We start from the raw sequence: 25,211 nt of genomic DNA, 5'->3' as shown, positions 1-25,211 counted from the left end.
GTACGGGCACATAATAACGATACTTGTTGACAAAATAGACTAGATGCCCATACTAACTGAATATACGACCATCTTCAAATCGTGGGTCATCTCTGCACGATTATCGACCGTCCAGCTAGCGAAGTGATAACTGGATGCATTTGAACACTCCGTGTGTAATGTGACGCTAGTGTGATAGTAGCTTGTAAGAGGACATGCGTACCGCACATCAGAGTCTCAGCGTTCACGTCATGTAAAAGAGTGGTCGATGTCGTCAGTCAGCTGTCACCGGCGATACCTCTGCCTCTGGTGCGGCCAGCCGGACAGCACACTGTTTGAAGTGCGGTTCGTTGGATTGGGGGTCTCGATCGGAGAGCGTCAGTCGATTGGTGGCCGGGTGGTGGATAGGGAGCCAAACCATTCCTCGGGGAATGCTCTCGTCACGATCGACACGGACTGTCACCGATCCGCGCCGGGAGGCAACGATGGCCCGGTCGTTGTCGAGTGTGACGGTGTCCGGGTGGATACGGGCGACCAGTTCGCTACTCGTACCGCCGCGAGAACGGACACCAGTATTGTACCCGTCAGCCTCACGGGCCGTCGTCAGTACCAGCGAGTACTCGTCGTTAGTTGGTTCTGGAAGTGGTTCCTGTTGACCGATCGAGAATTGGGCGTTGCCAGAGGCGGTCGGGAACGACCACGACGCGTCGTCGTAGTAGCGGTAGCCACCGGTACTCTCTTCGTCAGGAGCAGGCCAGCGGACGGCATGCTCCTCCTCCAGACGCTCGTAGGTGATCCCTGAGCAGTCAGCGACAGTTCCCTCAGTCAGCGCGGTGAACTCGTCGAAGACTGCCGACGGGTCCGGTGAGGGATCCTTAATGAACTCGGGAAACAGCCGAGTCCCGATCGTCGCAATAAGGTCAAGGTCCGTGCGCACACCAGTTGGAAGGTCGGTAGCCGCCCGCACCCGTGAGATTGTCCGCTCCATGTTCGTCGTCGTGCCCTCGGACTCACCCCACGTTGCCGCTGGGAGAACTACGTCGGCGACAGCGGTCGTCTCCGTGTGGAACGCGTCCTGCGCGACGACGAACGCGTCTTCAAGCGCTGTACGGGCGGCGTCGGTGTCAGGCATTCCGGCGACGGGATTTGTCGCGACCGTCCAGATGGCGTCAGGGTTCGTCTCGAGAATACCGACAGGGCCCGGTCCGGAGTCGTCGGGGAGACGATCGACTGGAATTCCCCAGCAGTCGGCGATAATCCGCCGGTGATACGGGGCTTCAAACGCTCGCTGGCCGGGCCAGGTTCCCTTCGAGGAGCATATTCGAGTCCCCATCGAGTTAGCTTGTCCTGTCAGCGAGAATGGCCCGCTACCGGGCCGGAGGTTCCCTGTCGCCATCGTCAGGTCGATGAGTGCCCGCGACGTCTCAGTTCCTTGAACGTGCTGGTTGATGCCCATCCCCCAGTAGATGAGTGTCCGGTGATCAAGTGTAGTGGCGAGGAGGTCCACGTCAGCCATCGTAACTCCGGCGTCGCTAGCGGCCGTCTTCGCATCAGGAAGCGCAGAGAGAAGAGCATCGAACCCGTCGGTCGCTGCCTCGACGAATGCCGTGTCGACACGATCAGTCTCAACGATGTGAGCTAGTACTGCTCGTGCCAACGCGAGATCTTTACCGGGTGCGGGCGCGACATGATGTTCAGCGTTCTCTGCCGTTTCAGAGCGCACCGGATCCACAACGACGAGTTCACCGTTCTCGCTAGCGGCCTGTCGAATCCAGCGGAACAGCACCGGGTGAGCGACCGCGGGATTTGCTCCCCAGATAACGTGTCCTTCAGCCGTATCGATATCGGCATAGGTACAAGGCGGAGCATCACTGCCGAAGGCTTGGTAGTATGCTGTCACCGCGCTGGCCATACAGAGCGTGGTGTTCGCGTCGTAATTGCGGGTCCCAAAGCCACCACGGGCAACCTTTCCGAGCATGTAGGCGGCTTCATTGGTCTGCTGGCCGCTGCCAAGGACGGCAACGCTATCTGGGCCCTGGCTCTGGGCCTCGCGCAACCCCGCAACTGTGCGGGCAAGCGCCACGTCCCAGGTTGTCTGCTGCAACTTACCGTCGCTGCGGACTAAGGGACGAGTGAGCCACTCACCGTTGGGATTCTTGCTCTCTCGGATGCCTCGTGCACACGCTAACCCTTGATTGACCGGGTGGGCAGGATCCCCCCGGACGATATCGATGCCGTAGCCGATGTCAGCTCCCTGGTGCATATGACCACAGCCGACAGCACACCGCATACACGTCGTCGGAACCCACTCACTCACACGATACCACGCGCAATTTGAGCGCCCATTTGTTTGCTTATAAGCATTTTTCGAGTATATCCAAACACTATTCCCATATCTATACGTAAGAATGAGAATTATAAAATGATATCTCTTTATAAAATACATTTCTATGGTTGCTTAGATCGCATCTGTCCATTCCTCATTCAGCGGTTACCGGCGGGCTCCGACATCTCTTTTTCTGGCAGATATCTAGCGAGTCAATGCCACGAATACCGTTACCGATTCATGAGAATCAGGCATACAGCCGTAGTTGATGGATGCGAGTGAATGTGCCATCTTCATTCTGTATCCATTCAGTGTGTAGTCGTAGTCTCAGTAGTAGGACTTGTACACGAATTAAGGTAGAAATAGAATATCTACTACCTTTTCAAAATTAATTTATCAATAATGAACTCGTTGTAGTTCCTTTAGGAATAGCGATCAATAATAAGTCTATAGATGGCCTTTACGACTATACTACTGTAATCCCAATACGCTAACTAGTACTCCCGATGTCTCTTCCTCCATTCGCAAAGTGAGAACGTGCTTCTGTCGGCCATATTCTATCGAGAAACCGGAGGACCTTGAATATCAGTGTAGATTGAGCTTTGAGAGGTGTCGCTTTACTTTCGATCGTGCACCAATACTTCCTAACCGTTCGGTCGAACTCGGTATCTTCCGCCGGTCTACAGTTATACAGTATCAGTACTACACAGAGCCGGTTAGCAGTCCGACCGCTCCGGTACAGAATAGGCGTCGGTATCGGTTGCCTGAGGACGTCTTGTGAGGTACTGATCCCCCTCAAGTCTATTAAATCCCATATATTAGATGGGGTTAGAAGGTTTCGAGATATTGGTCGAGTTCCCACTCCGAGACCGCCGCGCGGTAGTCGTCGAACTCGGCGCGTTTGGCTTCGATGAACTTCTCTGCGATGTGGTCACCGAGTGCGTCAAGGATGACCTCGTCAGTTTCGAGAACATCGATCGCTTCACCGAGATTGGCTGGCAGGGTGTCGATGCCGTACTCCTCGCGAGCAGTCTCGTCAAACTCGTAGATATTCTCCCGGACCGGGTCTGGGGCAGTGAGACCGCGTTCGATCCCGTCAATCCCGGCCTGAAGCATGACCGCGAGCGCGAGATACGGATTACACGAGGGATCCGGTGAGCGAAGTTCGATCCGCGAGGCGGCTGGGGTGCGCGCGGCGGGTTTGCGGATGAGTGCAGACCGGTTCACGTCACTCCACGCGACGTACACGGGAGCCTCATAGCCGGACACGAGCCGTTTGTAGGAATTCACCGTGGGATTACAGACCGCGGTGATAGCGGGTGCGTGCTCCAGAATCCCGGCGAGGAACTGGTCTGCTGTTTCGGAAAGGTTGAACTCGTCGTCCGCATCGTGGAAGGCGTTCTCCCCATCCTCGGTGAACAGCGAGAGGTGTGTATGCATCCCGCTACCGTTGATGCCCGCGATAGGTTTTGGCATGAACGTCGAATGTAACTCGTGCTCGGCGGCGATCGCACGCACGACCGCCCGGAACGTAGCGATGTTATCCGCCGTGGTGAGTCCGTCATCGTATTTGAAGTCGATTTCGTGTTGGCCCTCTGCAACCTCGTGATGGCTTGCCTCGACCTCGAACCCCATCTGCTCGAGCCCGTAGATGATATCCCGGCGCACGTCACTTGCGAGGTCTTTCGGTGCGAGATCGAAATACCCACCAGCGTCATGAGTGATCGTCGTTGCCCGACCGTCTTCCTCTTCGAAGAGGAAAAACTCCGGCTCCGGCCCGGCGTTGAGCGTATAGCCCATGTTCCCTGCCTTCTTCAGCGCGCGCTTGAGTACGTGACGGGGGTCACCGGCGAAGTTGCTCCCGGACGCATCCATCACGTCGGCAATCAACCGGGCGCTCACAGTGCCGTCCTCGCGGGTCTTCCACGGCAATATCGCGAAGGTGTTCGGATCTGGCTTGAGCCGCATGTCGCTCTCCTGGATCCGGACGAATCCTTCGATGGATGAGCCGTCGAAATAGATCCCTTCGGTAAACGCTTTCTCAGCCTGGCTCGCTGGGATGGAGACGTTCTTCACTGTCCCGAGGATGTCCGTGAACTGGATACGGAGAAAATCCACGTCGTTCTCTTCGATTGCATCGAGAACACTCTGTGCTTCGGCATCGATACCACCATCGGCAGCAATACTTTCAGTTCTCATTGTTTCTCGACGTTCTACCTGATTATCTTCACGGTTAAAGCCGTACTGGTTCATGTAAATTCGACATTTTGAGAAGAAAATTGGATATTCGTAAAGTTACAATGCGTCGGTCGAGTGGAGGAGTGTAATGATGTATGAAAACTTGGACGAGAAATTGGTGAACGCACTTCTCGACGACGGTCGAGCAAGGCTTCGAACCCTCGCGGAGGAACTCGTCGTTTCGGTCACGACCGTTTCAAATCATCCGATCGACCTTGACGAACAGAGTGTGATCAGGGGCTACACCCCGAAAGTCGATTACGACGTACCCTAGTACGACGTGACAGCAATCGCCCAACTCACAGTCGAAGGGAGCGACATCACCACCGTCGCCGATACTCTTCACGACACGAACCGATGGTTTGTCTATGAAGTGACGGGCAACCACGACGTTATCGTGATCGCTAAGTTCACTGGTATTTATATAATAAATGATTAGATTGCAAATATTAAATAACAAAAAATATAATGGATTGACATTTCTGTTGTCGCCCTGATGGTATACTATCGACAACCCTACTAATTCTAATATTAAAACAGTACGTGAAATTCACTGAGAGCGAAATTACCATGGGAGCATGAATGCGAGGCCGTGAAATCGTAGCAAGTGGTATAAGTTTGTATGAAAATACCATTCCAAAATTACCAAGTGAATACTGAACCTACAACAAGCCGTGATACGACCGTCAAGACGCAAGGTCCTTGCTACTCTTGGTGCATCCGCAGTTGGATTTGTCGGCTGCTCAGCCAGCAGTTCCGCCAGTACGACCTCCCCCAAGACCACCACTCCTGAAACGGCCACATCCACGACGACGGCTGAAATATCGACGACAGGCCCACCGCCAGCGGGCGTCGAAGCCTTCGAAGACGCAGTCCCAGCGTTCCTCCGACAGTGGAACATTCCAGGTGCGTCGGTTGCCGTCGCAAAGGAGGGCCAACTCGTGTTCACCCGCGGATATGGGCTCGCCGACAAACAATGCGGGGCGCCTGTCCAGCCGGACTCACTGTTCAGGATTGGAAGCATTTCGAAACCAGTTACAGCAGTTGTAACCCTCGATCTCATCGAACGCGGGCAGTTGGCCCTCGATGACTCGGTGTTCGAGATCCTTGACCAGTTCCTGCCGGATGATGGACCCACAGATCACCGACTGACTGAGACGACGGTTCGACAACACCTTCGGCATACCGCAGGCTGGGATAACGCCGAGATCGGGTTCGACCCGATGTTCGCACCGATCCAGGTTGCCGAGACCGAAGGCGTCGAGCCGCCTGCCAGTGCCGACACAACGGTTCGATTTCTGACCGATCAGCGACTCGGATACGATCCCGGAACGAGCTACAAGTATGCGAATATCGGCTACTGTACTCTCGGCCGAGTCATCGAGGCAGTAACCGACACGGCCTACGAGTCCCACGTCCGTGAGAATATTCTCAGTCCCCTCGGGATCTCCCGGATGGAGATCGGTGCAACCCGGTTGGACGACCGCCTTGAGGACGAGGTGCGCTACTACGGTCACGAAACAATAGAATCGCCGTTCCCCGGAGAGGGACAGGTACCGCGTCCGTACGGTGCAGGCCATCTCCCGGCGCACGACGCTAATGGCGGATGGGTCGGATCAGCGATCGATCTACTGCGGTTCGTACGCGGCGTCGATCGTCGACTGGGGCCCCGGAACCTCCTTACCGCCGAGACACTGGATCAGATGACTGCCCGGCCGAACGTCCCGAACTGGGACGGCGCTCAGCAGTTCTATGGAATGGGGTGGGGGGTGATACCGAACGGTGACACGGCACCCACCCTGTGGCATGACGGATCACTCCCAGGAAGCTACGGGTTTCTGTCGCACTCCGGGAACAACGATCTCACGATTGCGGCGCTGTTCAACAGACGAGCCCCGGGCCGCCAGCTTCAGACGTTCACCGTTCAAGCTCAGGAGATGTTGCTCGAGACACTGAGGAACGTCTCCACGTGGCCCGATAGAGATCTGTTCGATCAGTTCCCATGAATAGTGTGATGCAGCGTAGCTGACGTCTAGCAGTTGATCCCGTATATCGAAACGGGGATGATACTCAAACACTTCCTGTATCGGGAGAGCACTAAACAGAGTTACCGTGGCCTTGCTCGGTATCCTGAGCTTGCTGAGTAGCTTGATCTCGATTCGATTCCCGGTGAGTCAGTGCCCTTTCGGACGTAGCGGAAACCGGTTCGGTGATGCGACGCGGGAAGTCATCACGACTGCTGTACACTTTCTCATTAAAGAGAACCACGACAAGGACCTCGGTGATTTGGCGATTCATAAATGATATACGACATGTAAGCAGACTGAATGCGAGCTGAGCCTCGACAGCTTGGACGATGCTAAGAGGAAACTCTACTCTCAACTCCGTTGTAGAGAGTATGATCCTTGTCTCGTCGCCCGATTGTTCACTTGCAACCCAGGGCGTATGCACTACCCGATAGGGAGGTAGTGATGCAAACACTGCCAAAACGAGGTATGGACAGCAATGGGAAGCGGAAACCATCGGCCAGATCGTAAGTAGATCGAACGAACAATAGTGGGTCACACTCATTCAAGCACCGCATTGTGCTCAGTCACGTACGAAGGATTCATGCTTTGCTGGCTGGTCACCGAGTACAGGAACGAGCTTACGCTACTTCTGGGAGAGGGAGGGGTATCGGAGTGTAACATCTGACAAATATGGTTTGTAGGGAGGGGGTATCGGAGTGTAAGTAGCCGTCCTATTCGAGTTGTTCAGTGATCTCGCTCAGTCGAGCATCCTCACCAACCTTATCGATCACGAGGGTCGGATCAACAGCGAGACTATACAGATTCGTCATTCCACGTCCTCGGCCACGTCCATGACGGTCACCTTCGAGAATGTTTCCATGCACTAAATCATTCAGCTTCTCGCGAAACGTCCCTTGTTGGTACGTATCTGTTCCAACTAGCTTCGTTAATCGCTTGTACCGACGGTAGAGTTGTGTTGTTCCTTCGGGGGTCTCTCCAGCCAGATCTGCTTCAAGAACCGTTAGCAACGCGATCTTCCGTTGCGTGGTTTCACCACGGATCCCTTTGCCGATCGTCTCCTCCTGAATCTCTTCACGAGCGTTCCGTACGTGGACCTCCTCAACAGCCTCACGCCCATCGTCCAGTGCGAGATCGCACGCCGTCGACAGGAGATGAATAGCTTGCCGGGCGTCACCCGTATCTTGCCCAGCAAGGGCAGCACAGAGGGGAATGACATCTCCGGAGAGGACTTCACTCTGAAGATGCTGCGAATCCTTGATACCGTCTTCGAAATACGTATCTCGGAGAGCATGGGCAGCTCGTCGAGCAAGAATATCTCGAAGTTGATTCGCGTCATAGGGACTGAACACAACCTCTCGACTTCCGAGTGAGGATCTAATATCAGCATCGAGATTCTCGTGGAACTGGTAATCGTTCGTAATGCCGATCACCCCGATTGAGACTTTCTCGATCGAGGCTCGGGGGAGTTCATAGAGAACGTAGCTGTCTTCTTGAATGCCATCGATCTCGTCGAGAACTATAATCACCATGCCCCCAATTGCCTGAAGGTCCTTCGAGAGCATCTCAAATAGTTCGACTTTGGTCGGACCACGTGGCTTCTCAACGGTCTTATTGTACCGAACTTCACGCACCTTTTTAACGAGATCAGCGAGCACATTCCATGACTTACCGGCTCCCTTACAACTGACGCGCAACACTGTGAGAGTGATGTCATCCTCGCCTGCCGCCCACTGCAGGAGTTGCTCTGTTTTAAGATTCACCCCGACAGTCTTCCCCTGTCCAGTTGGTCCATACACGAGGATATTCCTCGGCGATCCACCAAGGGTAATAGGTCGCAATGCCGAGTGAATCCTTGAAAGTTCGTCTTCCCGCTCCGGAAGTTCAGTCGGTTTGTATGTATCCGGTTCCGGATCGAGGATATCGACATTTTCATAAATTCCCTGTTCGCCACCGAAGGATTCCATGAGTAAGCCACTCCATACACCGTATCCATATAAATCCATGGGAGTGAAGAGAGTGAAGAGAGTGACGGGAGGGGGGAACCGAGTGTAACTGCAGACATATTATTATATAGAGATAAGATTACAGATAAAAAGATTATGTTTACCGGGGGGGAGGGGGGATCAGAGTGTAATGTTTCACAGCTGTACCCCCCACCTACTTCCACGTCAGCGATGGGTAGATACCATAATATCGGGTGAGACTACGCTTACGCTAGAGATCTGTTGAAAGAACAGTTGCGGTGGTTCCACTGGACGTCACGTAGAGATATTCGTGTTATTATAATGTTTTCTATTAACGTTAAGTAAGTAAGAAGCGTAGTAGTGGAGAAGACAGGCTAAAAACGTATTTAACGGACGAATTACTCCTTCGTCTCTATCCTCTAAAATCTCTATTTTGGCCTCTTTTATGTTCTCTTCCGAGTGGCGGTTTTCTCATTCACCCCTCTCTTTCATTTACACTCCGATCCCCCCTCCCCCTCCCTCCTCTTCTTCGCTTTTCCTTTCCCTCATCCCCTACCACCGGTGGCTACGTACGACAAATCCTTTCAAGTCAATTTCAGCTACCAATCGATCCTTGGGTGGCAGCAACTTTTGAAAAGGCCGCTTCCACGCCAGGAGAAGTACGGGTAGACGACGGTTGGCTGTCCTTTCGTGCGGTCTACTATGAAGACGATATCGACGATTGGGGAAGAAAGGACTCAGCGACATTGAGGAACTATCAAATAAACAGCTCAGTTCGTCCACGAACAGGACAGTTGCTAAGTATCTCAACCGACGTAAATGGATCCGATCTAACGTACCCACGTACTTGTCAATAGTTACCCGACAATAGTCGTTTGAACGATAAAATTATCATGTAAATGTATACAAACAGAGGTGCTGCTTAAAGGTCCACCACAGTCACACACCACTGTTGCAAGTGAACGCTAGTGTAGTAGGCTAGTGGAGCAACACACCACTATTTCAACTAAAGAATTGACACTTCCCGCGGTTGTTTCTAATATATTTATATGCTCTATCCAGTGCCCCCTAGATGCTGCTTCACTTGCAACAGTGGTGTGTGACTGTCGATTCACTTGAAACAGATGTATGGGCGGTTTTATAAGGCATGGATATGATGACTGAAGCATGCCCCGCTTTACACGGAAGCAAAATATCTTCCGAAACAAAGATGTTCTTGGTGAAGCTTATCATCCTGAACAGATCGAAGAACGAGATGCCGAGATTGAAGAATACATGACCGCTCTTCAACCCGTCGTTGACGGATGGGAACCAAACAATATCTTCATCTACGGTCACCCTGGGGTCGGGAAAACTGCCGTCACGGAATATCTTCTCACCCTCCTTCAGAGGGATGTCAAAGAATACGACGACGTTGATCTGTCCGTCATCTCGCTCAACTGTAAATCGCTCAATTCCTCCTATCAGGTTGCCGTTGAGCTTGTCAATAAACTGCGGCCGACAGGCGGGGAGATCAGTTCTACTGGGTATCCACAACAAACCGTTTTCAAGAAGCTCTACCGCGAACTTGAGACTCTTGGCGGAACTATCCTCATTGTCCTTGACGAAATCGACTCGATCGGAAGCCGTGATGATCTGCTCTATGAGCTCCCACGAGCGCGAGCAAATGACTATCTTGATCAAACGAAGGTCGGCATGATCGGTATTAGCAATGACTTCAAATTCCGAGAACAGTTAGATCCGCGGGCACAGGACACCCTGTGTGAGCGGGAACTCCAGTTTTCACCCTATGACGCAACTGAATTGGAAAGTATTCTGCAAACACGTGCTGACATTGCTATCGCTGAGGGAGCCGTTGGTCAAGGAGTGTTGAAATATTGTTCGGCACTCGCTGCGAGGGATAGTGGAAGTGCTCGACAGGCGCTGGATCTCCTACGCCTAGCGGGAGAGATCGCTGAGAACAACGACGCCGACCAGATCGAAGAACCCCATGTCGAACGGGCGCGGACGAAGTTAGAACAAGAACGCATTGAGGAAGGAATGCGAGAACTCACAACCCATGGTCGCCTTGCGTTGTTGGCGGTCATCTCGAAGGCTGCAAAAGACGAAACACCATGCCGGTCCCGTGAGCTGTATGACGACTACACGGACCTCTGTGAACGGGCAGGAACTGACTCGCTTGCGCAGCGATCGATGCACAACCATCTCTCCGAACTACGTATGCTGGGAATCCTCTCAGCATCTGAAAATCGGAGCGGATCACGGGGAAACTATTACAGCTATGAGCTAGATGTGCCGTTCACCAGTGCCATCGACGCCATGGCTGATGTCCTTCGAGTGGATGAAGCAATTCATCGAATACAGAGACTCGCTGTCAAGAATAATGTTTCCTGATGACTCCTCACACCACCGTTGCAAGTGAAGCTATTGATAGCGAGGTGAACAGCGTAGCTTCACTTGCAACGGTGGTGTGTCCTGAACAGTTTCACTTGTAACAGTGGTGTGTCCCCTAGCTGCGAGAACCCAGTATTTGTAACTGACGAGGTTTTCTCTCCAAGTGCCCCGTCAAACTGTTCGATTGATTCTGGTCACACACCACTGTTTCATGTGAAGCTCCCATCTCTTCACTTATGAATACATATAAGGGTATGGATTGAAGAAAGATCAGACGTCGAGGATTCGGGTAGTAAAAGTATGATGTTGTGTTGGTGAAAAAGTGTAAATTAATATAGATTAGATTGATTTGGTCGTGTGTAAAACCCTTATCCCGAAGGAACTGTCGGGCAGTGTTCACAACACGGTGATGTTCATTAATTCGGTGCTGTTCTCCTTGATGAGTGCCGCAAGGGGGGTTTGATGGTGGCGAGACGATACTGCCGATCTTCTCAAGTTGCAGTGCGGCAGTGGATATGGCTCGTTGGCTGTTGAGGCTGGTCAGCAACGTATGTATTCGTTACGCATACATATGTGTCGACAGCTATTATCAAATAGAATGGTCGCCGATTGGGTCCTCGTTGTATCTGGTATCTCTTTGTTCGTCTCAATCTGCTATGGGTATCGTGTCACGACTGCCGTCCACGTACTTCGATTATTGTGGTCGATGGAGCCAGATGAGACCCCCCACATCGTCGACGGAGAACCGATCGCTATCGAAGGTGAACTGGTCGTCGACAAAGCGGCTTCAACCGGGGAGCCGGCGGTCGAAGGGAATGATCCACCGGTCGGGATGTACGTCTGGCGTGCTCGTTTTCCGGACAACACTAACAGCAACATTACAGTCGAAAACTGGGGCTGGGAGCATCAGGAATGGCACACGTTCGAGTCAGGCGTCGAATGGGGCTCTTTTGGTATAATCACCGACGGACGGTCCGTTCGTATCGATCCGACGTGGCTCCATGAGACGTATGATGCCACCCCACTCACGGAGATATCCATCGGACGAACCGTCAGTGATGATCGGTTCTCGGTGGATCTCTGGGATTCGTGGCACGTCTTTCTCAGAGACCACTGCTATCACCGCTCGCTAGGTCGATTCAAAGCACACGTAGAGTGTCATGACAGTAGAAATCTCGCTCGATTTCTGCTCGAAGCGAAACCACTACTTGAAGGGACAACTGTCGCTGTCTACGGAGAGGGATACGCCGAGGAGGGGGGGTTTATACTCCGTGGAACTAACGAGAACCCCCTTCTCATCACGGATCAGGGATTTAAGGGCCATCGACAGTGGCTTGCCAAACAGTTGATACAGTACGGTGCTATCGCTTTGTTTGTGTTGGTCATCGCCGTCGCGACGTGGGTTGGAAATTATCTTCCGCTGTATACTGGTATTGTCCTTTGGTTAATTATGATTGGATACTACACTGTACAGAATCTACCGGACGACCTTCGCGCATTCGTCCGATTCCTTCGCGGGGAACACAAAAAATGAAGCAGTCTCACCTGTACACGTGAACCTGTACATTGGCTCGTCCGTGTCTTACTGTTCGGAGTACACGTATCGGGTGGGTCGATCCGTCTGGATAGCACAAGATCTCTTATCTCTCCCTGTAGCTCCTCAGCAGCAAATCAGCTAGTTCGAACAGGACGTGTGACGGAGAACGTGCGCTGAATCTCGTCTATATCTCCACCCTATTGCCAGAGCCACTTAAAGGATCGACACATCCCTCCTCGTCACACGGATAGTTACTACCATGATCTTCATCCTAACAGATCATGCTACCACACTCGATGAGTATCTTGCCTACCGGAACGTTCCACGAGTGTCGAGCAATGAGCCCACACAGTTGAACCGTCGCAACGCTTCGTTGTTCGTCGCAATTACGTGGATGGGTGTGTCACTCGTCCGGTGAGGTGAGTTCCCTCAACCAGTCTTGGAATTGCTCGCGCTCAGTGTCTTGGCCGGCTTGCTCGGCGAAGTCGATCGCTTCCTCGCACCACTTGATCACTTGGTCGTCGGTCCCGCGTTCAGCACGGATCTCGATCAGGTCGGCAAATCTATTGAGCGCATCACCAATGACCTCGTGTTCGCGAAGGATGCTCAGCGATCCTGCGTAGTATTCCTCAGCACGCTTGAGATCGTTACGATCATCGGCCACATCGCCGAGGTTAGTGAGGCACTCCGCTTCCTCGTACCGATCATCAATTTCCCGACAGAGTACTAGTGATTTTTTCAGATACGACTCTGCAGCCTCCAACTCACCACGCTTTCGGGCGACGACTCCGAGATTGTTGAGACTGTACGCTTCGCCGTGCCGATCACCGAGTTCACGCCTGAGTGCCAGCGACTCCTCGAAGTACGTCTCTGCAGCCTCCAATTCACCACGTCTTCGAGCGACGACTCCGAGATTGTTGAGACTGTACGCTTCGCCGTGCCGATCACCGAGCTCACGCTTGAGCGCTAGCGACTTCTTGAAGTACGACTCTGCAGCCTCCAACTCGCCACGCTTTCGGGCGACGACTCCGAGATTGTTGAGACTTTTCGCTTCACCGTGTCGATCGCCGAGTTCACGCTTGAGTGCCAGCGATTCCCTATAGTATGACTCTGCAGCCTCCAATTCACCATGCTTTCGGGCGACGACTCCGAGATTGTTGAGACTTTTCGCTTCGCCGTGCCGATCACCGAGCTCGCGCTTGAGTGCTAGCGATTCCCTATAGTACGTTTCTGCCACCTCTGACTTACCTCGCTTCCGAGCGACGAGTCCAAGATTGTTGAGACTTTTTGCTTCACCGTGTCGATCACCGAGTTCACGCTTGAGCGCTAGCGATTCCCTATAGTACGTTTCTGCCACTTCCGACTTACCTCGCTTCCGAGCGACGAGTCCGAGATTGTTGAGACTTTTCGCTTCACCGTGTCGATCACCGAGTTCACGCTTGAGTGCCAGCGACTCCTTATAGTATGACTCTGCAGCCTCCATCTCCCCACGCTTTCGAGCGACGAGTCCGAGATTGTTGAGGCTTTTCGCTTCGCCGTGCCGATCACCGAGCTTACGCTTGAGCGCTATCGACTCCTCGAAGTACGACTCTGCTGTATCAAATTCGCCTTGTTTCCAGGCAACAAGACCGAGATTGGAATGTACTCTAGCGTGCTGTTGCAGGCGTTCGGTCTTGTCACGTTCCTCGGTATCAAGTAGTCGATTGGCCTGCTCGAACGCCGCCTCGGCCACATCGAAGGCTCCTCTCTCAATGTGCGTTCGACCTCGGATGATCCACCACTGACTGTGAGCAGCGATTGGACAGGGGGCCGGAAGCGTGACAGACCACATCTTAGGCGTGCCATATATCGCTCCCAGTTTCGGCCGGATCGTTCCGATATCGGCGAGATGGCGAACGAACCGGCCTGCCGTCTCCTCGGGGGTCTCAGTGATGGCCACAAACGATTCGGGCAGAGGATGGATCCAATGCTGGACAGTCGACCGAGCCTCCTCGTCATCGAAGAGTCGAAAGAGCGACCCAACACACTGTTCGAAGCGGTGCCGAGCCAGCCGCGCCCCAGCCACATCGAGCATATGCTGAAGATACAGTGCTGACCACAGTTGATGGGGCATCCGAAGGCCATCGTCGCTCTGTTCGAGCATGGTGCCCTCCAGAAAGCCTAGCGTCCGCTCAACCAGTGAGTGTTCTGCTGATTCATTGGCTACCGCATGTACAAATGCAGCGTTAACGGGGAGCCCTGCTGCATTGAGGACGTTAACCATCGTCGCGACGAGTTGTGAGAACTCCGGGTCATCTGCCCACTCCTCGACGGCTGTGTAGGCCCGGTGGACATCAGCATGCAACGCCGAAACTGGGTGGTCTGCCCCAACCGCTGGGCCAGTCAGCTGATAGGCCAGCACGAGTGGCCCACCGAGTTCGGCGCTTCGGACCTCTTCGTAGAGCTGCGCACTCGTCCGACCACTTTCTTCGCCTGTTAATGTTTCATAGTGGACGATTGCGCGCTCACACTCGCATTCGTCAAGCGCTGGCATTTCGACGATCCCCAGCTGCTGGCGCTGGTGTTCGAGGCTGGCGTGGCCGCCCACATCAGTTGCGTCCTCCCACGCGCCAGCTCTCGCATCGAACAGAAAGGTCACATCCGACATTCCCTCGCATTCGGCGAGGACTTCGAAGATCGCAGTGGCTTCCCCACTCGGGACATCTTCGACCACTACCAGCAGGTCCTCTTCGGCGGCCCGAATCGCCTCAATGAGGGTCCCTGGTGTCTCGAACGCCGTAGTCCGGGCACTCTCGCGATAGAGGACCGTCCCATGGTCAGTGGCCGCATACCATCGGTAGGCCACCCGCTTGCACACCGTACTCTTGCCTGTACCTCCCTCACCCTTCACCACCAGATCCTCACCGCCAACGAGGCGCTCGTACACTTCTTGCGCGATCACTCGGCGGTCGTCGGTGGTTGTGGCTGGGCGCTCGCGAGGCAGGGGATAGTCGGCTGCTATCTCCGCGAAATCAAACCCTGTCCGCCAGGCGACTTCAGGAGTGATGGGATCGTGGCGCTCGAAATACAGCGCATCGAGACGGATGAAGCCTGCATCCCGCAGGGCAGCTGTATCGTGGCGGAGATCGCGTTGAATCGCCGTGAGCCGAGCATCGAGCTCATTGACAGCCGATTGGAGCTCCATCCCTGTTTCGAGCTTGAACACCTCTGCAATCTCAGTGCCGGCTACCCGGTCACTGAACCGCTGACAGGCTCTATCGTATGCCTCAGCCACCGCCTCGGTGAGTGCCTGTTGAAGTTGCGGCGTCTTCTCCAACTCGAAACCCTGAACGTCGGCGATCGAATGAGCAAGCTGATCGATTCCGTCTGCTTCATTCTTGAAGAGAAGATGGTCAGTGTTGTCAAGTGCCCCCTCACTGTACTCCGCTTCAAGTCGTTCGACGACTCCATCCCAATCAGCAACGATGTCAGTGAGTTCGTTCGTCTCTCGCTCGATCTCACACTCCGCAATGGCATCGCGAAGGCTGCGATAGAATTCCGTCTCAAGGTCGTCCAGCTCCGTATGGAATTCTGACTCTCGTATCATCCCCCGCCACTTCTGCTGGGCGGTTGAGTGACCGTACAACAATCCCGACGCGAGCAAATTAGTCAAGATACCTGTTGTGATTGGATCCATAGATGGATAGATAAATAATGAATACAGTGGTATTTATTATTTTATTCTATATGTGGGCAGAGCAGTTGTCTGAGTAATATATGCAAGGACAGTTGGAGGGAATATCTGAAGACTGTGAACCGCTGTCCTATGCGTTGATCATATATTCAATCCGATCGAGAACAGCCTCTCTGTGTTCCACGAGTTGTTGGGCATCGCGTTCAATATTGTCACTGAGGAAGATATCCTCCTGAACGATTTCCTCCTTATTCGCTTCAATATATTCAAGAAGCTCTTCACGATGGTTTCCGAGAAGATCATGACAGGCATGACAGATACCACTGTAGTTACCATCAACGTTGAGCCGTTCTAGCAGTTGCTTTGGGCCAACGTTGTGAATCAGCCAGTAAAGTACGTTTTGTTGACTCCGCTCAACGATACTCATAAGAGATTCTTCTTCGATGTTGCCAAGAGTGAGATCTGGGACATACCACTGAGCATGACCACAGCACGCCTTGATCGACCCATCAGGATGAAGCGAGATGGTGGATATCGTATCGGTACAGCCAGAATCAATAGCGTTCCGGGGAGTGAGACTAGCTACGTCAAGTTGTGCTCCGCGACCTAGTGGTGAGACTGTGTCTTCAAGGATAGTCAATCGATCAGAGAATTCATTGGGGTGAGTTCCAAGCCGCTCTTCGAGAATCTTGATCATCGCCTCGGCGTCGTACTTTGGATCGGTATCACCGATAATCATTGCGATCGATGTTTGTTCAATCTCGCTATCAAGAGATGCTTCCACCATTGTGGCAATATTCTCAGGTGACATATACTCCGTATGGAAGTCATCATAGCTCGTGTTAATCTCGTTAAGGCCAGCATCAACGAGTTTGTTAATCATTTCCGTTGCGCTCTGCTTATCTTTTGCCCACCATGCGTTTGTCACAATTCGAGTCCGATAACCACGCTCACTGGCCGCAGAGATCGCATTAAGTAGCTTTTCTTCCCGAAGCGTAACCTCACCGCCAGTAAAGACAACAAGCTGCAGACTGTTTAAATCTTCAGTTTGATCTAATACTTTATTAATATATTGATCTTGGAGTTCGTATTCTGTCTGTGGACTGCTCCCTACACTGCAGTGATCACAGGCGAAGTTACACTTGTAGTCTAAGAACATCGAGAGTGTTGTCACTTCCATATTTAATCACCTCTATATCTATGTAACACCAACATAAGTTTCAACGGCTACTGCAGCAACAACATTGACGGCTGCGCCAGCAGTATTATATACTGCTACTGCGACGACAGCAACGCAAGCGGCAGCGACAGAACAGGCTGCTGGACCTGGATAGTCATCGTTTATGGTATCCACAAGGTCGGTATTCGTTTCATTCTGCACTTGCCGAATTCGTGAATCTACGTAAAGTAGAGTCTTCATCTGGTTTTCAGTTAGGGAGTGCTGCTGAGAAGCTTCCTGTAATTTCGCAAGCTGATCTTCATCCAAGTAGGGAAGATTTTCTTTGGTAAGCAAACCATGACGAACTTCTTCTTTAAGAACTTGAATATCGGAATCATCGACATGGTCGAGATCCATCTCATCGATCAATTTAGGAGTAAGTACACCATCCATGTGAACAGCAGTATTTGCCAGCATTACATCTTCTGGGGAGTGGTCTACGGATAACTTCGAATCGTACGCAGCACTAGCACTGTGGTCTATTTGTTGTGCAGCTTTGACTGCATTCATCATATCCATACGTTCTTGTTATATCATTTAAATCTATTTTAATGTATCTTATACTTATCTTTTTCACTATACCATAGTAGGTGATCTCTGGAAAACCATAGAAAGATATAAGTTAGATAACGATGACATTATAACATGACCATCGAACGATTAGCAATCGTATCGGCAAGTGGTGTGTTTATAGCTGTCTTGGGATATTTGATAAAGAATAAAGGAATGATGAATCTTATTGCTGGATACGATTCTAGTGAAGTTAGCGATGATGTGGGACTCGCAAATTTTATTGGAAGAAATCTTTATGCAATTGCGGCTCTCACTTTTTGCGTAGGTGTTTTTGATTATTATGGGTTTGAACAAATATGGATAATATATGTAATTATATTATTTGGTAGTGTTGTATGGATGTCTCGTCACTCGGGTCAATACACCCACTAGGCTGGGATCTCCATTGAGGCAACGAGGATTCCATTATCATTGCTAGGTGTTTCACAACAACTCGGAGATGCCTCTGTGTCGATCGATTTATCCGTCTTTCTCGGAATAAAGCTTCCAATACCGATGATAGCGCTCGTTTTCAGTAGTCTTCGACGCTTGATCTTGAGTTGATTGTTTTCAGCCATCTTATAGTCAATGTTGTTTTTTACCTAATGATATATGTATCTTTCTATTACAAGCTCGATACATAAAAATACAACTCTGTCGTGGCAAGCGCCGGTTGATCAGCATCAAACTGGTGTTGTGTGGCGATCAGATCGATCATTTTGTTTTATCGGTAGATCCAACCTGTATCTTCTAAATATCAAATCTTCATCTAACATCGCAGGTACGCGCGTCCATCGAGAGCATTCTCCATCGACCGACCCGAACGACCTAGAGCTGCTGATCGATGAGTATTCGATGAGCTCTCACTCCCAGACGAGAACGCGAGGATTGGGACATTGTCGCCTTCAGTCGTGGCTATGCTTATGACTAGCGGCACCGGATACGAGCCAGACATCGGCTGAGCACCATCATCCGTGTCCACTGACAGGGCCGATACATATTTGCTATCGGAGATAGTAATAGAAGAAATGACACGGTGGCGAACCGTCGGTATCGGCGCCCTCGTTGGATTGGGTATCGACACTATCGTGAAGATCCTCTTTTTCGGTGGAACAGCACTCAACATTGATGGGTTCTACTTCCTCTTCCATTTCGCTTCCATGCACTGGCCCATCGTCGCCGGACTCGTCGGGGGATTCGTCGCTGGCTATTTCTCCACCGGCGGTGTCAAGACCGGCGGCTGGCACGGCCTCCTTGCGGGCACGATTGGCGGCCTCTGTATCGGTATCAGTACCATTGTGATCACTGTGGTGATATCAAGCCTGTTCGGGGGTGACCTCTGGAGTAGGATCGGTCTCATTGGTATTGGTGTGTATTTCCTTTTGACCGCCATGTACTGCCTTCTCACCGCTATTCCAAGCACCATTGCCGGAGGGGTTGGGGCGGCTGTTCGCGATACAGGTGGACTCGGGGGAATTGTTGGGATCGGTCGGTAGCATCCCAGAAATGAGTGGTATGAGTCTCACAATTCTCAGGTTTATATATGTTAGAAAGAAAATAATAAACGACGGGGTATAAGATGTCTATTCAGAACTATTAATATTGCTTGTTCTAAAACATTGAGTATGGTCCCTCATACAGGTTCTGACCGTGGATGCCCCAAATGTAGTCACACAGAAGCAGAGGTTGGGACGATCTCAACGACTGGAGGCGGATTGAGCAAGCTATTTGATATTCAAACAAACAGTTTCAAGGTGGTCTCATGTACAAACTGCGGGTATTCCGAACTATATCGTGACCCCTCTTCGGGGACAAGCGACATTGTTGATATCTTTCTTGGGTAATGGCAGGTAAAGCCGTCGTCATTGTTCTAGTCATATTGATTATTCCAGTCGTCCTCTACGTCCTCCTACAAGCAGAACATGAGCAACGAGAAGAGATGAGCCGCGAAGACGCGGAATACACTGTCCGACAGGACACACACGAGCGATAGAAGTTTCGATGCCTGTGTACTAATCAGTCCGTATGGAGGAGAACGCGGTCGTAATCGGTACGGAGCGGTCAGTCGTCCCCTCCCATCAAGCTTTACTGGTAGCGACTGAAGTCGGTGTATGGGAGTTCCAGCTGCTGTTGAAGAACTAATCGAGGATGCAAAGCTCATGGCCCACCTTGCAACCGCAGTTAACGGTCGGCCACACGTTGCTCCGGTCTGGTATGCCTACGACGATGGCGTACTCTCCGTCCTCACCACCGGAAAGAAACTCACAAATATTCAGCAGAATCCGCGGGTCGCTGTTTCAATCGAGAAACACACTGATGGCAATGCAGAGTGGATGGCGACCCTGTTAGGTACGGCCACAGTGTCTGATGAGGCTACGCATGTCAACGAAGCGGCACGGGAGATATTTCCGAAGTATCTTGGTCCTGATGAGGAAACATGGCCCGACTACCTGCGGCAAGCGCTCACCGATACCCCACCGGAATCGCTGGTCGACATCGAAATCGCATCTGCGACTGCGACGCAACTCTAGGACTCATCTTGGTCCGTCAGTAGACGCTCCTCTACTAACAGAGTAGAACGGTCGTGATCGGACTGAGTGGTGTACCATGGAATCGGTCCTTTGCACAGGATGAGTAGAAGGATTTCTTCTGTACACACGTAGGGGGACGCACCCTGATCGGTACGGAGCGCGGGGGGATTCCTAATTTTCACAACTAGCCGTCGGTTTGCATATCGGGAGAATCCGACAAGTAGGGTACACTCTCGCGTCCAAGGAGTGGCTCGATAGTGTTTGTCACTCGATGTCGTATTTCTATACATTTAGAATTATATGAATATTATCTTTATATATCTTGCAATAATATACAATCTAGTAGTTACCAAAATTATTTTATACTCATACATCTAATCTGTACTTGCATTACACTATGACCTTAGAGGTAAAAGAAGTAAAATTCGACATCAATTCGAAAAAAGAGAAGTATGAAGACACCAGACAGGTCGAATTCGATGGCTACATCGAACATGATGCTGTTTTCAGCTCGATCGCGGGGTTCGATCTCCACTACGACGGAGGGGATACATATACTATCAACAAAGTGATGGCCGATACGTCGATCGATGACACGAAGCACCAATCAGCCACAGTCAGAGCGACCGCTGATTTTGCCTGGAAGGAGGGGCACCCTGGCCCTGACGATGTGTTCGCGGGACAGGTGAACGTCCTCGTGGTGGCTGACACTACCAAGTGATGCGTTCTCGGGGGTGAACTCCCCTACTAGTCACGGGTCGAAACTACAGGGATCCGAAGTGACGGTTGGTGTCTATACAACCTACACTACCGGATATAGAGCACCACTACGCTTTCTGAACGGTTCGAACCCCAGACGTTCGGAGGAAACACTGAACGAATAGGTCAGCACTTACCGTTCACAACGAGGGGTTTCGACTTCCGAGCAACTTGCTCTAAGAGAATGTCGATCGTGACTTGATCGTATATGATGTCTAGTGAGGAGCCGCTGGCCATGGTCCTCGTTGGCTGGATACGAGAACTTCGATCAGATCATCGCGGCTTGGAGCCGTCTTCTCGTTTGGGTTCGTGATTGTTATGATCGAGGTTTCAATCATTACTATCAAAGAGATAATTTGTAGTTGCTCCGTGGTGATACTATGCAATCTCCCGCTGTCGGTAACTCACTCAAGACACGCAACGATTTTCAACGGCTGTACCCCTGAACACGATGAGTACTGGGGGGACGCGGATGACTACTCCCAAAAACACGTTGAGATGGCAGCGATCGAAACTGCTCTCGCCCTCGTCGCATCGTGGCTCACCCAGATCAACAAGGCAGAGCTTCACGATTGCAACTGGTTGTTCTTTCGCGTCCTGACGAACTTCGGACTTCGATACGTTGGGGCCGATCACGACTGGGAGCAAGCACGGGCAGATCTAGATCGTCTCGATACATACTATCTGACTGATGGTTGGTACAGTGACGGAACGGATGACTCTCTCGGACCCAGGGACCATTACATCGCTTGGGAGATACACGTAGACGGGCTGGTGTATGCCGAAGTTCTCAATGAAGAGCAGAATACACGGTCACATTCCGAGAGCGTGCTCGCACCTTCGCCAGCGAATACATCCATTGGTTCGACGAAACTGGGCGCACACTTCCGTACGGGCGTAGTCTCACCTATCGCTTCGCTCAGGCATCTTTCTGGGGAACACTTGCATTCTCGAATACGCGGCCCGAAGATCTTTCTTGGGGTGTTATCAAGGGTCTCTGGGCGCGGAACATCCGCTGGTGGCTCACGCAACCGATCTTCACCGACGGCGGCGTGCTCTCCATTGGCTATCAGTATCCGAACCTCAAGATGGCCGAAATCTACAACTCTCCCAGTAGCCCGTACTGGGCCCTGAAGGCCGCTCTGCCACTGGCCCTTTCCTCCGACCACCCCTTCTGGCAGGCCGACGGGCAACCACTTCCGGACCTTCCCACAACCAGCGTCCAGAGTGTTCCGAATACGATTATCTGCCGAGACGAATCCATGCAGCATCATTACAGTCTGGTCGCTGGACAATGTAACATTGTGGAAGGATTCAGTACTGATCAAGAGAAATACAATAAACTCGCCTACTCCACAGCATTCGGGGTCAGTGTCGCAAGCAGACAACCCGGGTTACTCGGGGCTGGCCACGACAGTATGTTGGTACTCTGTAGGGATGGACGGCACTTCCGAATGCGTGAGGATATAGCGGACCAGTCAGTTACTGACGACGCTGTGTACTCCCGATGGAAGCCATTTGACGACGTCTGTGTAGATACATGGCTCGTTCCGGTGCTTCCCTGGCATGTTCGTGTACACCGGGTGGAGACAACTCACGAACTACACAGTGCTGAAGGTGGGTTTGCTCTTGACCGGTCTGGAGCCAACGTCTCTTCTACGTACGAGCACCTGACCGACGACGCGACTGCCATTGCCCGGTACCCTGCTGGAATCAGCGTCCTTGAAGATCTATCTGGAATGCGGAACAGTTCGATGGCCCTTCAGGACTCGAATGTCAATCTCGCCTATCAGCGTACGATCGTTCCGACTCTGACTGGTAAACTCCGTCCTGGCGAGACATGGCTGACTACTGGTGTGCTTGCAACACCAGACCCCCAGACGGATATTCCGCTGCAAGCCCGCCCGGAGGTTTCCATTGATGGGTCTGCATTCACTGTCACAGACGCCACGGGTGATCAGATTCACCAAGATCGGTTGTAGGTTGTCTTCTACTGACCTTCGATTTAGATATTATCCGTGAAAACAGAGTCACACTCACTCTCCACGTCGGTGATGAGAGAGGACTGCCTGCTTGGATTAATGTATCGAGTATTAATGTTACGGAAGAACGTGAAATGGAACGTCGAGTAGCTATCCAGCTCTTGTTTCAACCCGACTAGGGTTCGTTTGGAAGACGGCCGACACAGCCCAGAGAATCAGTCCTGTAGATAGTGCGTCTAATAATCGTCTGTCGATGCATCATACAGTGATCATGATAGCGTATCTGTGTTCTGCATTCGGAATCAGTATTCGATTACTGATTCCATAATTGAAATCCGAATATAGCCTATGCCACCAGAATATGGATTTTGCTTCCGAAATTAGGTATCGTATACTGTTCTCAGTCGCATCTTCTACATACGTAGGCGAATTTCGATGTCGAAATTCGATTGTAGATTCCGAAATCGAAATTCGCCTACTGATTACACCATCGGAATATGGTTTCTGATTCGAAATCACCTGTAGTAGATGGTCTTCCACCAGTACAATACTGGTATGTGATGACCGATTTCGAAATCAGTAATCGAATTCTGATTTTGGAGTCGATATTCGAAAGCGATTTTCGTAATCTTATTTTGAAGTTGGCTTTTAAAGACAGAGAGCGAGTTCAGAATTCGTCTGCTTGTTCAAGGAGGGCTTCTTTGTGGGCGGTACGGGCGTCTTCGAGCATTTCGGGAAGACACTCGTGCAACCCAACGCGGATTGCAAGCCGACCGATGTCACTTCGTGTCGGATTCTCTTCTGGATCGTCGTCGAGCCGGTTGGCGAGTCGAGTAACTGCTGTTTCTAGGTCCCCTGATGATTCGATTCCGTCCAAAAACGCTCTGATTTGTTCGTCACGGATGGTCACATTCGTGCGTCGGTCGCCACGTTCGATGGCGAGCAATGCATCTTTGATCGCTGTCGTCCGATCTGGACCCTGAATCTCGTTTTGGCTTCCCTCCGGAGAATCATCCTGATTTTCTTCTTCATTCTCCGGTTGGGATGTGTGCCGCTTATTCTCTTTTGCTTCCTCTAGGATTGCTTCTATTTCATCATCGTCAGTCATCGTGATTCAATTGTAGAGAGAAGTTCGTTCGAAATATTTCGATACGCCTCCTTGGCCCGTTTTCCCGTCTTGTATAGCTCGTCGTCGTCCATTGCGTAAAGCGTGCAGCCGATTTTTTGAGCCGTTCCGACGTTGGCCGAGTTTACGACTGGTTCAGTCACGAGTCCATCAAACGTCTCGTTGAGATAATCGAGGAATCGTTGTGACTCGTTTTCTCGCTGGTCGATCATTGTAGGAACGACCATACGGAGTTGGGGATGTGGAATTGAATGCTTGTCAAGCACCTTTCCGTAATCGTTTCTGAATTCGTCGGTGTCCAAGACCTCTTGTTTCAGTTGGTTTTCTTCGAACTGCCCAGGACAGGCAGGGGAAATGAGATTGGTTGCTGCGACGACACCATTAAGCGTGATATTATCTTCTTTTCCGGCGAGATCGAACAGCACGACGTCGTACTGTTCGGCTAGGTACTTGTCCACAAAACCATCCATCTTCAGGTACCGTTCTTCGACAGGGACTGACCCGAGATTGTTATCCGCTCCGGACAGACCAGGGTCCGACGGGATAATGTCGACGCCTTCGTTCGTCTCGTAGATCATGCGTTCAACGACGTTATCGATACTGTCTGTGATGATGTCCCATTTATCGCTAAAGACTGCTGAGAGCGGCACATCGGGGTCTGACACGTCGACACCGAAATGAGTTGCAAGATCGTTTTGCTTTGCTGAGAGATCGATCGCGATAGCGTTCTCGGCCTGTGCGGCAATGTGGGCGATCGTTGTCGTCTTCCCAACGCCGCCTTTGCCTATGTCGACGGCCACTCGTTTTGCAGGCATGACGTATGTAATCGGCAATCGAATCTACTAAATGCTTTTGGTGATCGATTGCTGTAGTCGGATACTGATTACGCAATCTGAAATCG

The 25,211-nt window shown here is 51.6% G+C and carries 18 protein-coding genes and 2 pseudogenes; 12 read left to right on the top strand and 8 right to left on the bottom strand.

From position 1 onward, the window contains the following. Nucleotides 1–253 precede the first annotated feature (253 nt). Complete coding sequence (gene nasA / locus MW046_RS15310; protein WP_282190245.1) at nucleotides 254–2,296, bottom strand: assimilatory nitrate reductase NasA; 2,043 nt, start codon at nucleotides 2,294–2,296, stop codon at nucleotides 254–256. An 837-nt stretch (nucleotides 2,297–3,133) separates the two neighbouring features. Then, the gene (locus MW046_RS15305) at nucleotides 3,134–4,504 is read right to left on the bottom strand and encodes a glutamine synthetase family protein (RefSeq protein ID WP_247995420.1); all 1,371 of its coding nucleotides are present in this window, start codon (nucleotides 4,502–4,504) and stop codon (nucleotides 3,134–3,136) included. A 127-nt stretch (nucleotides 4,505–4,631) separates the two neighbouring features. Between MW046_RS15305 and MW046_RS15300 the strand changes: the two are divergent. Further along, nucleotides 4,632–4,979: pseudogene (locus tag MW046_RS15300) on the top strand (Lrp/AsnC family transcriptional regulator); the annotation flags it as partial. Nucleotides 4,980–5,217: 238 nt separating this feature from the next. Next, nucleotides 5,218–6,549, top strand: a complete 1,332-nt coding sequence (locus tag MW046_RS15295; RefSeq protein ID WP_247995419.1) for a serine hydrolase domain-containing protein — start codon at nucleotides 5,218–5,220, stop codon at nucleotides 6,547–6,549. 734 nt (nucleotides 6,550–7,283) lie between these two features. Here the strand turns inward: MW046_RS15295 and MW046_RS15290 are convergent. Further along, complete coding sequence (locus tag MW046_RS15290; RefSeq protein ID WP_247995418.1) at nucleotides 7,284–8,537, bottom strand: Cdc6/Cdc18 family protein; 1,254 nt, start codon at nucleotides 8,535–8,537, stop codon at nucleotides 7,284–7,286. 1,167 nt (nucleotides 8,538–9,704) lie between these two features. On the opposite strand from MW046_RS15290, the gene MW046_RS15285 reads away from it, so the two are divergent. Both MW046_RS15285 and MW046_RS15280 read left to right on the top strand, forming a co-directional pair. Continuing rightward, nucleotides 9,705–10,931 carry an orc1/cdc6 family replication initiation protein gene (locus MW046_RS15285; RefSeq protein ID WP_247995417.1) on the top strand — a complete coding sequence of 409 codons (1,227 nt, stop codon included), beginning with the start codon at nucleotides 9,705–9,707 and terminating at the stop codon, nucleotides 10,929–10,931. Nucleotides 10,932–11,637: 706 nt separating this feature from the next. After that, a complete protein-coding gene (locus MW046_RS15280) occupies nucleotides 11,638–12,465 on the top strand; it encodes a hypothetical protein (RefSeq protein ID WP_247995416.1) in 828 nt (275 codons plus the stop codon). Nucleotides 12,466–12,871: 406 nt separating this feature from the next. Here the strand turns inward: MW046_RS15280 and MW046_RS15275 are convergent, their stop codons facing one another. The 3 genes from MW046_RS15275 to MW046_RS15265 all read right to left on the bottom strand — a co-directional run bounded on the left by MW046_RS15275 (nucleotide 12,872) and on the right by MW046_RS15265 (nucleotide 17,873). Continuing rightward, complete coding sequence (locus MW046_RS15275; protein WP_247995415.1) at nucleotides 12,872–16,120, bottom strand: tetratricopeptide repeat protein; 3,249 nt, start codon at nucleotides 16,118–16,120, stop codon at nucleotides 12,872–12,874. Nucleotides 16,121–16,271: 151 nt separating this feature from the next. Then, nucleotides 16,272–17,321 carry a radical SAM protein gene (locus tag MW046_RS15270; RefSeq protein WP_247995414.1) on the bottom strand — a complete coding sequence of 350 codons (1,050 nt, stop codon included), beginning with the start codon at nucleotides 17,319–17,321 and terminating at the stop codon, nucleotides 16,272–16,274. A gap of 18 nt (nucleotides 17,322–17,339) precedes the next feature. Then, nucleotides 17,340–17,873 (bottom strand): hypothetical protein, encoded by a 534-nt coding sequence (locus tag MW046_RS15265; RefSeq protein WP_247995413.1) that lies wholly within the window; start codon nucleotides 17,871–17,873, stop codon nucleotides 17,340–17,342. A 132-nt stretch (nucleotides 17,874–18,005) separates the two neighbouring features. Here MW046_RS15265 and MW046_RS15260 point away from each other — a divergent pair, with 132 nt between their 5' ends. The 8 genes and pseudogenes from MW046_RS15260 (at nucleotide 18,006) to MW046_RS19755 (ending at nucleotide 23,184) form a co-directional block, all read left to right on the top strand. Continuing rightward, nucleotides 18,006–18,305, top strand: coding sequence for a DUF3784 domain-containing protein (locus MW046_RS15260; RefSeq protein WP_247995412.1), 300 nt, complete (start codon nucleotides 18,006–18,008; stop codon nucleotides 18,303–18,305). A gap of 635 nt (nucleotides 18,306–18,940) precedes the next feature. Then, on the top strand, nucleotides 18,941–19,408 hold the full coding sequence (locus tag MW046_RS15255; protein WP_247995411.1) for a DUF5518 domain-containing protein: 468 nt from the start codon (nucleotides 18,941–18,943) through the stop codon (nucleotides 19,406–19,408). Between the two features lie 129 nt (nucleotides 19,409–19,537). Then, nucleotides 19,538–19,756 (top strand): zinc ribbon domain-containing protein, encoded by a 219-nt coding sequence (locus MW046_RS15250; protein WP_247995410.1) that lies wholly within the window; start codon nucleotides 19,538–19,540, stop codon nucleotides 19,754–19,756. Beyond that, complete coding sequence (locus tag MW046_RS19840) at nucleotides 19,756–19,905, top strand: DUF8143 family protein (protein WP_497007309.1); 150 nt, start codon at nucleotides 19,756–19,758, stop codon at nucleotides 19,903–19,905. The genes MW046_RS15250 and MW046_RS19840 overlap by 1 nt, the downstream gene beginning before the upstream one ends. Nucleotides 19,906–20,023: 118 nt before the next feature. Then, entirely contained in the window at nucleotides 20,024–20,443 is a 420-nt protein-coding gene (locus tag MW046_RS15245; RefSeq protein ID WP_247995409.1) for a pyridoxamine 5'-phosphate oxidase family protein, read from the top strand. A gap of 397 nt (nucleotides 20,444–20,840) precedes the next feature. Next, a complete protein-coding gene (locus MW046_RS15240) occupies nucleotides 20,841–21,164 on the top strand; it encodes a hypothetical protein (RefSeq protein WP_247995408.1) in 324 nt (107 codons plus the stop codon). Between the two features lie 356 nt (nucleotides 21,165–21,520). Continuing rightward, nucleotides 21,521–22,386 (top strand): annotated as a pseudogene (locus tag MW046_RS19760) (DUF2264 domain-containing protein); the annotation flags it as partial. A gap of 78 nt (nucleotides 22,387–22,464) precedes the next feature. Further along, the gene (locus MW046_RS19755; protein ID WP_438268215.1) at nucleotides 22,465–23,184 is read left to right on the top strand and encodes a DUF2264 C-terminal domain-containing protein; all 720 of its coding nucleotides are present in this window, start codon (nucleotides 22,465–22,467) and stop codon (nucleotides 23,182–23,184) included. Between the two features lie 667 nt (nucleotides 23,185–23,851). On the opposite strand, the gene MW046_RS15230 is transcribed toward MW046_RS19755, so the two are convergent. Together MW046_RS15230 and MW046_RS15225 are read right to left on the bottom strand one after the other, a co-directional pair. After that, a complete protein-coding gene (locus MW046_RS15230) occupies nucleotides 23,852–24,292 on the bottom strand; it encodes a DUF8115 family protein (RefSeq protein WP_247995406.1) in 441 nt (146 codons plus the stop codon). Continuing rightward, complete coding sequence (locus tag MW046_RS15225) at nucleotides 24,289–25,125, bottom strand: ParA family protein (RefSeq protein WP_247995405.1); 837 nt, start codon at nucleotides 25,123–25,125, stop codon at nucleotides 24,289–24,291. The genes MW046_RS15230 and MW046_RS15225 overlap by 4 nt, the downstream gene beginning before the upstream one ends. Nucleotides 25,126–25,211: the final 86 nt, after the last annotated feature.

The organism is Halocatena salina (assembly GCF_023115355.1).
GTDB classification, from domain to species: domain Archaea; phylum Halobacteriota; class Halobacteria; order Halobacteriales; family Haloarculaceae; genus Halocatena; species Halocatena salina.
Note: the sequence above shows the minus strand (reverse complement) of the source record. Positions and strands in the feature narration are given on the sequence as shown.

What these genes read in the sequence shown, in the direction of transcription:
- MW046_RS15305 (WP_247995420.1), bottom strand. Translation starts at nt 4,504, where the DNA reads ATGAGAACTGAAAGTATTGCTGCCGATGGTGGTATCGATGCCGAAGCA.
- MW046_RS15290 (WP_247995418.1), bottom strand. Translation starts at nt 8,537, where the DNA reads ATGGAATCCTTCGGTGGCGAACAGGGAATTTATGAAAATGTCGATATC.
- MW046_RS15285 (WP_247995417.1), top strand. Translation starts at nt 9,705, where the DNA reads ATGCCCCGCTTTACACGGAAGCAAAATATCTTCCGAAACAAAGATGTT.
- MW046_RS15280 (WP_247995416.1), top strand. Translation starts at nt 11,638, where the DNA reads ATGGAGCCAGATGAGACCCCCCACATCGTCGACGGAGAACCGATCGCT.
- MW046_RS15270 (WP_247995414.1), bottom strand. Translation starts at nt 17,321, where the DNA reads ATGGAAGTGACAACACTCTCGATGTTCTTAGACTACAAGTGTAACTTC.
- MW046_RS15265 (WP_247995413.1), bottom strand. Translation starts at nt 17,873, where the DNA reads ATGATGAATGCAGTCAAAGCTGCACAACAAATAGACCACAGTGCTAGT.
- MW046_RS15260 (WP_247995412.1), top strand. Translation starts at nt 18,006, where the DNA reads ATGACCATCGAACGATTAGCAATCGTATCGGCAAGTGGTGTGTTTATA.
- MW046_RS15255 (WP_247995411.1), top strand. Translation starts at nt 18,941, where the DNA reads ATGACACGGTGGCGAACCGTCGGTATCGGCGCCCTCGTTGGATTGGGT.
- MW046_RS15250 (WP_247995410.1), top strand. Translation starts at nt 19,538, where the DNA reads ATGGTCCCTCATACAGGTTCTGACCGTGGATGCCCCAAATGTAGTCAC.
- MW046_RS19840 (WP_497007309.1), top strand. Translation starts at nt 19,756, where the DNA reads ATGGCAGGTAAAGCCGTCGTCATTGTTCTAGTCATATTGATTATTCCA.
- MW046_RS15245 (WP_247995409.1), top strand. Translation starts at nt 20,024, where the DNA reads ATGGGAGTTCCAGCTGCTGTTGAAGAACTAATCGAGGATGCAAAGCTC.
- MW046_RS15240 (WP_247995408.1), top strand. Translation starts at nt 20,841, where the DNA reads ATGACCTTAGAGGTAAAAGAAGTAAAATTCGACATCAATTCGAAAAAA.
- MW046_RS19755 (WP_438268215.1), top strand. Translation starts at nt 22,465, where the DNA reads ATGCAGCATCATTACAGTCTGGTCGCTGGACAATGTAACATTGTGGAA.
- MW046_RS15230 (WP_247995406.1), bottom strand. Translation starts at nt 24,292, where the DNA reads ATGACTGACGATGATGAAATAGAAGCAATCCTAGAGGAAGCAAAAGAG.
- MW046_RS15225 (WP_247995405.1), bottom strand. Translation starts at nt 25,125, where the DNA reads ATGCCTGCAAAACGAGTGGCCGTCGACATAGGCAAAGGCGGCGTTGGG.